4 protein-coding genes and 1 pseudogene are annotated in these 8068 nt (G+C 70.6%); 3 read left to right on the forward strand and 2 right to left on the reverse strand.

Annotation, left to right across the window (positions count from 1 at the left end; all coding sequences use genetic code 11):
- Positions 1-78: 78 nt before the first annotated feature.
- Positions 79-2145: a DEAD/DEAH box helicase gene (locus H570_RS16875; RefSeq protein WP_036135549.1), complete on the reverse strand. Its 2067-nt coding sequence runs from the start codon at positions 2143-2145 to the stop codon at positions 79-81.
- A gap of 247 nt (positions 2146-2392) precedes the next feature.
- Between H570_RS16875 and H570_RS0107940 the strand changes: the two genes are divergently transcribed.
- The 3 genes from H570_RS0107940 (at position 2393) to H570_RS0107955 (ending at position 7822) form a co-directional block, all read left to right on the forward strand.
- Complete coding sequence (locus H570_RS0107940) at positions 2393-3997, forward strand: protein adenylyltransferase SelO (protein ID WP_027080267.1); 1605 nt, start codon at positions 2393-2395, stop codon at positions 3995-3997.
- 636 nt (positions 3998-4633) lie between these two features.
- Positions 4634-6568 carry an ATP-binding cassette domain-containing protein gene (locus tag H570_RS0107950; RefSeq protein ID WP_027080268.1) on the forward strand — a complete coding sequence of 645 codons (1935 nt, stop codon included), beginning with the start codon at positions 4634-4636 and terminating at the stop codon, positions 6566-6568.
- A 270-nt stretch (positions 6569-6838) separates the two neighbouring features.
- On the forward strand, positions 6839-7822 hold the full coding sequence (locus H570_RS0107955) for a diguanylate cyclase (RefSeq protein ID WP_169447750.1): 984 nt from the start codon (positions 6839-6841) through the stop codon (positions 7820-7822).
- A 28-nt stretch (positions 7823-7850) separates the two neighbouring features.
- Here H570_RS0107955 and H570_RS0107960 read toward each other — a convergent pair.
- A pseudogene (locus H570_RS0107960) lies at positions 7851-8068 on the reverse strand (hypothetical protein); the annotation flags it as partial.

An 8068-nucleotide genomic window follows, 5' to 3' on the forward strand; every position in this document is an offset into this window, starting at 1 on the left:
GTCGGGGGCGTAGCCCCGACCTGCGGTTCCGCGGGCGGCGCTTGATTCGTTGCTGGAGCCGTTCCTGCAGGAAAACGGTCAGCGCGGCGGGCGCTTCGGCCCCGGCCTGCGCGCGGGCTGCGGCTTGGCCCGCGGCTTGCCGGCGAACGGACGCTTGCCGCGCGGCGGCGGGGCGCCGGTGTCGGCGGCGTCGGCGCGGCGCATCTTCAGCGACTGGCCGGCGACGTAGACGCGCTTGAGGTGTTCGAGCAGTTCGCGCGGCATGCCCTCGGGCAGGTCGACCAGGCTGTAGTCGTCGCGGATGTCGATGCGGCCGATGTAGCGGCTTTCCAGGTCGGCCTCGTTGGCGATCGCGCCGACGATGTTGCCCGGCTGCACGCCGTGGACGTGGCCGACTTCGATGCGGAACGTCTCCATCGGGAATTCTTCGCTGCCGCGCGGCGGACGCGGCGCGTGCTCGCGGCGCGGGGCGTCGTCGTCGAAGAACATCGCTTCGGCGGCGTTGGCGGGCGTGCGGTGGGAGGCGGATCCAGGCTGCTGCGGTTCCCGCGCCTGCTCCGCGCCATGCCCATGCCGTGGCCCGTGCGAGTCGTTGCCACGATCTTCCACGGGCGACGGCGCGGCCGGGTGGATGCCGTGCGGCTGGGCAAAGGGTGCTGCGTCCGCGCCTGCGCGGGAATGGCGATGCCCGGGCGCGCGGTCTTCGCGATGGCGCGGGTGTCCGGCAGGGTCGCGCGCCTGCGCCGGGCGGCGGTCCTCGCGTTCGTGACCGCGCTGCCCGGGCGCGTCCCAGCGCGGTCGCTCCGGCGGCGCCTGCAGCAGCAGCGGCGTCTTGCCCTGGACCAGCTGCGCCAGCGCCGCGGCGATTTCCACCATCGGCACGTTGTGCTCGTTCTCGTAGCGCTCGACCAGTTCGCGGAACAGCGGCAGGTCGCTACTCTCCAGCGCGGTGTCGATCCGGTCGAGGAACTTGGCCACGCGCTGCTCGTTGACCGCCTCCACGCTCGGCAGCGCCATCTGCTCGATCGGCTGCCGCGTGGCGCGCTCGATCGCGCGAAGCATGCCGCGCTCGCGCGGCGCGACGAACAGGATCGCCTCGCCGCTGCGTCCGGCGCGGCCGGTGCGGCCGATGCGGTGGACGTAGCTCTCGGTGTCGTAGGGGATGTCGTAGTTGAGCACGTGGCTGACGCGATCCACGTCCAGCCCGCGCGCGGCCACGTCGGTCGCCACCAGGATGTCGAGCTGGCCGTCCTTGAGCCGCTGGATGGTGCGCTCGCGGGTCTTCTGCTCGACGTCGCCGTTGATCGCCGCCGCCGACAACCCGCGCGCCGCGAGCTTCTCCGCAAGCTCCTCGGTGCCGAGCTTGGTGCGGGCGAACACGATCATCGCGTCGAACGGTTCGGCCTCGAGGATGCGGGTGAGCGCATCGAGCTTGTTGACCCCGCTGACCATCCAGTAGCGCTGGCGGATGTTGCGCGCGGTGGAGGTCGCCGACTTGATCGCGATCTCCACCGGGTCCTTGAGGTACGTCTGGGCGATGCGCCGGATCTGCACCGGCATCGTCGCCGAGAACAGCGCCACCTGGCGGGTCTCGGGGGTCTTCTTCAGCACAGTTTCGACGTCGTCGATGAAGCCCATGCGCAGCATCTCGTCGGCCTCGTCGAGCACCAGGCAGCGCAGCTGCGACAGGTCCAGCGAACCGCGGGCGAGATGGTCGATCACCCGGCCGGGGGTGCCGACCACGACGTGCACGCCGCGGCGCAGCGAATGCAGCTGCGGGCCGTAGCCCTGGCCGCCGTAGATCGGCAGCACCGAGAAACCCGGCATCTGCACGGCGTATTTCTGGAACGCCTCGGCCACCTGGATCGCCAGCTCGCGGGTCGGCGCCAGCACCAGCGCCTGCGGCTTGCCGGGCTGCGGATCGACCTGCGCCAGGATCGGCAGCGCGAAGGCGGCCGTCTTGCCGGTACCGGTCTGGGCCTGGCCGAGCACGTCGCGGCCTGCCAGCAGCGGCGGGATGGTGGCAGCCTGGATCGGCGAGGGCGACTCGTAGCCGACCGCCGCCAGCGCCTTGAGCAGGGGTTCGGGCAGGCCCAGGTCGGTGAATCTGGGGCCCGGGGCAGGGCTGGCGTCGGCGCTGGTCATGGAAGTCTCGGGTGGTTCTTGGGCGTGGAAACGCGCTTGCGGGCCTGGCTCCGGACGGAGCAGGCGGCGGATTGCGGTCGAAGGAGGACGCGAGGCGTTCGCGGTCGACGGTGTCGGCGGGCACGGCGCGAGTGTGCAGTTTAACCGGACAAGGGCCTGTCAACGCGCCCATCGTGCGTTGCAGCAGGCCTGCGGGCGCACGCTGCGGCGTTTCCGGCGCGCGAGCGAATAAGCTGGCGGCATGACACTGCCTGCGCTGCACTTCGACAATGCCTTCCTGCGCGAGCTGCCGGGTGATCCGGACACCGCGCCGGGGGTGCGCCAGGTCCACGGCGCGCTGTGGTCACGGGTGGAACCGGCGCCGGTTGCGGCGCCGCGGCTGCTGGCGCATTCGCGCGAAGTGGCGCAGCGGCTGGGGTTCGACGCCGCAGCCGTGGCTTCGCCGGAGTTCGCGGCGGTGTTCGGCGGCAACGCGCTGCTGCCGGGCATGGCGCCGTTCGCGGCCAACTACGGCGGCCACCAGTTCGGGCACTGGGCCGGGCAGTTGGGCGACGGCCGCGCGATCACGCTGGGCGAAGCGGTCGCGGCCGACGGCAGTCGCCACGAGCTGCAGCTCAAGGGCGCCGGCCCGACCCCTTACTCGCGCCACGCCGACGGTCGCGCGGTGCTGCGCTCGTCGATCCGCGAGTTCCTGTGCAGCGAGGCGATGCGCCACCTCGGCGTGCCGACGACGCGCGCGCTGTCGCTGGTGGCCACCGGCGACCAGGTGGTGCGCGACATGTTCTACGACGGCCATCCGCGCGCCGAACCGGGCGCGGTGGTGTGCCGGGTCGCGCCGTCGTTCCTGCGCTTCGGCAGCTTCGAGCTGCCGGCCTCGCGCGGCGAGGCGGAGCTGCTGCGGCAGCTTGCGGAGTTCTGCATCTGGCGCGATTTCCCGGAACTGCTGCCAGGACCGGCCGGCAAGTCGCCCGATGCGCTGCGCGCGGCCGGGGCGTTCACCGAAGCGGTGTTCGGCGACTGGTTCGCACGGGTCTGCGAGCGCACCGCGGTGACCGTGGCGCACTGGATGCGCGTGGGCTTCGTCCACGGCGTGCTCAACACCGACAACATGTCGATCCTCGGGCTGACCATCGACTACGGCCCCTACGGATGGATCGACGATTACGACCCGGACTGGACGCCCAACACCACCGACGCCCAGGGCCGCCGCTACCGCTTCGGCTGGCAGCCCAAGGTGGCGCACTGGAACCTGGTGCGGCTGGCGCACGCGCTGTCACCGCTGTTCGCCGGCGCGCAGCCGCTGCAGGACGGACTGGACCGCTTCGCGGCCGCCTACGAGCGCGCCGAGCGCGAGAACACCGCCCGCAAGCTGGGCCTGGCCGAGTGCCGCGACGGGGACGTCGAACTCGTCCAGGACCTGCACGGGTTGATGAAAACCGCGGAGATCGACATGACGCTGTGGTTCCGCGGGCTGGCCGATCTCGACGCCCGCGCGCCGGCGCTGGCGCCGATGGACGCCGCGTTCTACGACGACGCCAGGCGCCGCGACGCCGAGCCCGCACTGCTTGCCTGGCTGGGCCGCTACGCCACGCGGCTGCGCGACGACCCGCTGTCGCCACGGGCGCGCCGCGAACGCATGCACGCCGCCAACCCGCGCTTCGTGCTGCGCAACTACCTCGCCCAGCAGGCCATCGACCGCGCGGAGCAGGGCGACGAAAGCGGCGTCGTCGAACTGCTCGACGTCATGCGCCGCCCGTACGACGAGCAGCCGGGCCGGGAGGCGTTAGCGCAGAAGCGCCCGGACTGGGCGCGCGAGCGCGCAGGGTGCTCGATGCTGTCCTGCAGCTCGTAGGCCGACTCACGAACCCCGAGTCCCGACCTCCAGGCCTCAAGTTCCGAGCCCTGAACCCCAAGCGCCGAGCCCGGAGCCTCAAGTTCCGGGCTCCGAAGCCAAAATTCCGAGCTCCGAGCCTGAAGTTCCGGGTCCACAACCCCAAGCGCCGAGCTCCGAGCCTCAAGTTCCGGGCTCCGAAGCCAAAGTTCCGAGCTCCGAGCCTGAAGTTCCGAGTCCTGAACCCCAAGCGCCGAGCTCCGAGCCTCAAGTTCCGGGCTCCGAAGCCAAAGTTCCGAGCTCCGAGCCTGAAGTTCCGAGTCCTGAACCCCAAGCGCCGAGTTCAGAGGCCCAAGTTCCGGGCTCCGAACCCCAAGTCCCAATCCCTAATCTCCAGTCCCCAGTCCCCAATCCCCAATCCCCAATCCCCAATCCCCAATCCCCAAAAGAAAACCGGCTCAATGGCCGGCTTTCTTTTCCTTCTTCGCAGCGCGCTTTTCCTTCAGCGTCTTTTCCGGTTTCTTCTTCTCTTCCTTCTTCTTGTCCATGCCCTTGGCCATGGTGGTCTCCGCTTCTTGGTGGTCGATGCGGGGCAAATGTACGCCGGCGCGCGTCCGGCGCATAGGGCCTCGCGGTCGCGCCGCTTACACTATGCGCATGCCCCTGATTTCCCTGAATGCCGTCGACTACAGCGTCGGCGGCCCATTGCTGCTCGAGCGCGTCGACCTGGCCATCGAGGCCGGCGAGCGCATCGCCCTGATCGGCCGCAACGGCGCCGGCAAGTCCACCCTGCTGCGCCTGCTGGACGGCGAAATCCGCCCCGACGACGGCGAGATCCGCCGCGAGGGCGGGGTACGCGTGGCGCGGCTGGAGCAGGAGGTGCCGGCCGGCGCCGAAGGCAGCGTGTTCGACGTGGTGGCCGCGGGCCTGGGCGGGCTCGGCGCCGACCTGGCCGAGTTCCACCGGCTTGCCCATGCCGGCGACATCGACATGGCCGCGCTGGCGGCGGTGCAGGGCCGGATCGAGGCCGCCGACGGCTGGCGACTGGACCAGCGCGTGGTGGAGACCCTCGAACGGCTGGAGCTCGACGGCGAGGCCGTCTTCGCGCGCCTGTCCGGCGGCATGAAGCGGCGCGTGCTGCTGGCGCGCGCGCTGGTGTCGGCGCCCGACGTGCTGCTGCTGGACGAGCCGACCAACCACCTCGACATCGCCGCGATCGACTGGCTGGAAGGCTTCCTCAAGGCCTGGACCGGCGCGCTGGTGTTCATCACCCACGACCGCCGGTTCCTGCGCGCGCTGGCCACGCGGATCGTCGAGATCGACCGCGGCCAGGTGACGAGCTGGCCCGGCGACTGGGACAACTACCTGCGGCGCAAGGAAGAGCGGCTCAACGCCGAGGCGCAGGAGAACGCGCGCTTCGACAAGATGCTGGCGCAGGAGGAAGTCTGGATCCGCCAGGGCATCAAGGCGCGCCGCACCCGCGACGAGGGCCGCGTGCGCCGGCTCAAGGCGATGCGGGTCGAGCGCGCGCAGCGGCGCGAGCAGGTCGGCAGCGTGCGCATGGACACCGCGCAGGCCGGCGCCTCGGGCAAGAAGGTGGTCGAGGCGAAGGACGTCTCGTTCTCCTTCGGCGACCGCGCGCTGGTGCGCGATTTTTCCACCACGATCCTGCGCGGCGACCGCATCGGCCTGATCGGCCCCAACGGCAGCGGCAAGACCACCCTGCTCAAGCTGCTGCTGGGCGAGCTGCAGCCGCAGGCCGGCGAGATCCGCATCGGCACCCAGCTGCAGGTGGCGTACTTCGACCAGTACCGCGCGACGCTGCGCGAGGACTGGAACGCGCTGGAAAACGTGGCCGAGGGCCTGGAGTTCGTCGAGGTCGGCGGCAGGCGCAAGCACGTGATCGGCTACCTGCAGGACTTCCTGTTCACGCCCGAACGCGCGCGCGCGCCGATCACCCGGCTGTCCGGCGGCGAGCGCAACCGCCTGCTGCTGGCGAAACTGTTCGCGCAGCCGTCCAACCTGCTGGTGATGGACGAACCGACCAACGACCTCGACGTCGAGACGCTGGAACTGCTGGAGGAACTGCTGGCCGACTACCCGGGCACGCTGCTGCTGGTCAGCCACGACCGCGACTTCCTCGACAACGTGGTGACATCCACGCTGGTGATGCAGGACGGCGGGGAAGGGCGCATTGGCGAATACGTCGGCGGATACAGTGACTGGCTTCGTCAAAGCCAGTCGTGGCTTCGCCAAGGCCAGTCGAGGCTTCGCCAGAACCCGGCGCCGCCAGCGCACGAACCGGCCGGGACGGCACGGCCCGAAGCCACGGCGGAGCGCGCGGCTGCAACCGCCGCCGCGCCCGCGAAGGACAAGCGCAAGCTCGGCTTCAGGGAAACGCGCGAGCTCGAACAGCTTCCCGCGCGGATCGAGGCGCTGGAAACCCGGATCGCCGAACTGACCGCGGCGATGAACGAGCCGGCGTTCTACCAGCGCGACGGCGCGGCGATCAACGCGCACAACGCGGCCGTGGCCGAGGCGCAGGCCGAACTCGACGCGGCCTATGCGCGCTGGGAAGCGCTCGAAAGTTGAACAACCCGGCGGTGCGTCGCGCGCGATAACCCACGCGCGTGCGCGCATCGGCAGCCCGGGCAGGCGCGCAGGCGGGAGGTTCGGCGAGAGGCTGAATGCCAGTCGATGGCGCCGACGCAGCGTGACGAAGCGCAGGTTCGCGTGCACCGCGGCACGGGTATGCTGGCGAGTCAGACGGCCGGCTGACAGGGGCGACGACCGCGAATGGGTTTCCTCGAATCCCAGTTCACAGAATCCCGCGATGGAAAGTTCGTCGATCGCATGCATCGCATGCGCGCGCTCGGGCTCGGTGTCGGCGCGCTGCCGATCGCGTCGGTGCTGTACGAGAACGACGCATCCGCGTGGGCCTGGGCGCTGCTGCTGTTCAATGCGTTCGCGTGGCCGCAGCTGGCCTGGTGGCTGGCGCGGCGCAGCCGCGATCCGCGCGGCGCCGAGCTGCGCAACCTGGTGTTCGATTCGGCGGCGGGCGGGGCCTGGGTGGCGATCATGCAGTTCAACCTGCTGCCCAGCGCGCTGCTGCTTACGATGCTCACGATCGACAAGATCGGCGTGGCCGGCTGGCGCTTCCTCGCGCGCACGGTGCCGCCGCAGCTGGCCGCCTGCGTGCTGGTGTCGGCCGTGCTGGGCTTCCCGGTGCGGCTGGAGAGCAGCATGCTCAACATCGTGGCGTCGCTGCCGCTCATGTTCATCTATCCGCTTGCGTTGAGCACGGTGGCCTATGCGCTCAGCCATCGCGTGACCCGGCAGAACCGGCAGCTCGAACGGCTCAACCGCATCGACGTGCTGACCGGGCTGCCGAACCGCCGCCACTGGGACGAAACGGCCGGCAATGAACTCGCGCGCTTCCTGCGTTCGCGCCGCCCGGCGGTGGTGATGCTGATCGACGTCGACAACTTCAAGGAAGTCAACGACGCCCACGGCCATGCCACCGGCGACGAGGTGCTGCGCCGGGTGGCGCGCGTGCTGCGGGCATCGGTGCGCGAGATCGACACGCCGGCGCGCTACGGCGGAGACGAGTTCGCGGTGCTGCTCACCGAAACCGACATCAGGGGCGCGCGCGAGGTGGCCGAACGCGTGCGGACCAGCTTTCTCGACGAACGTGGCGATGCTGCTGCCGCCGAGCACTGCACGCTGAGCATCGGCCTGGCCGAAGCGGACCGGCTGCTGATCGACGCCGACGATTGGGTGCGACGCGCCGATGCGGCCATGTATGGCGCGAAGGCCGCCGGCCGCGACCGGGTCAACGTGGCCTGAGCAAGGCTGCGCTGGAGGCGTGGCCGGGCTACCGTGCCGCAGGTTCCGCGAACCGGAATTCCACCAGCACGCCGTAGTGGTCCGACGCCCAGGTGCCCGCTGCGTCGGGCCGGTCGAGGATCACCTGCGCCCGCGTCGGGACGAACGCATCGCGCTGCAGCAACACCTGGTCGATGTGCTTCGGCGGGTACTGGTCGAGGTTGAGCGTGCTGTGCGCGCGATCGCCTGGCGCCATCCGCGGATGCA

This window comes from Luteimonas mephitis DSM 12574, assembly GCF_000422305.1.
Lineage (GTDB): Bacteria > Pseudomonadota > Gammaproteobacteria > Xanthomonadales > Xanthomonadaceae > Luteimonas > Luteimonas mephitis.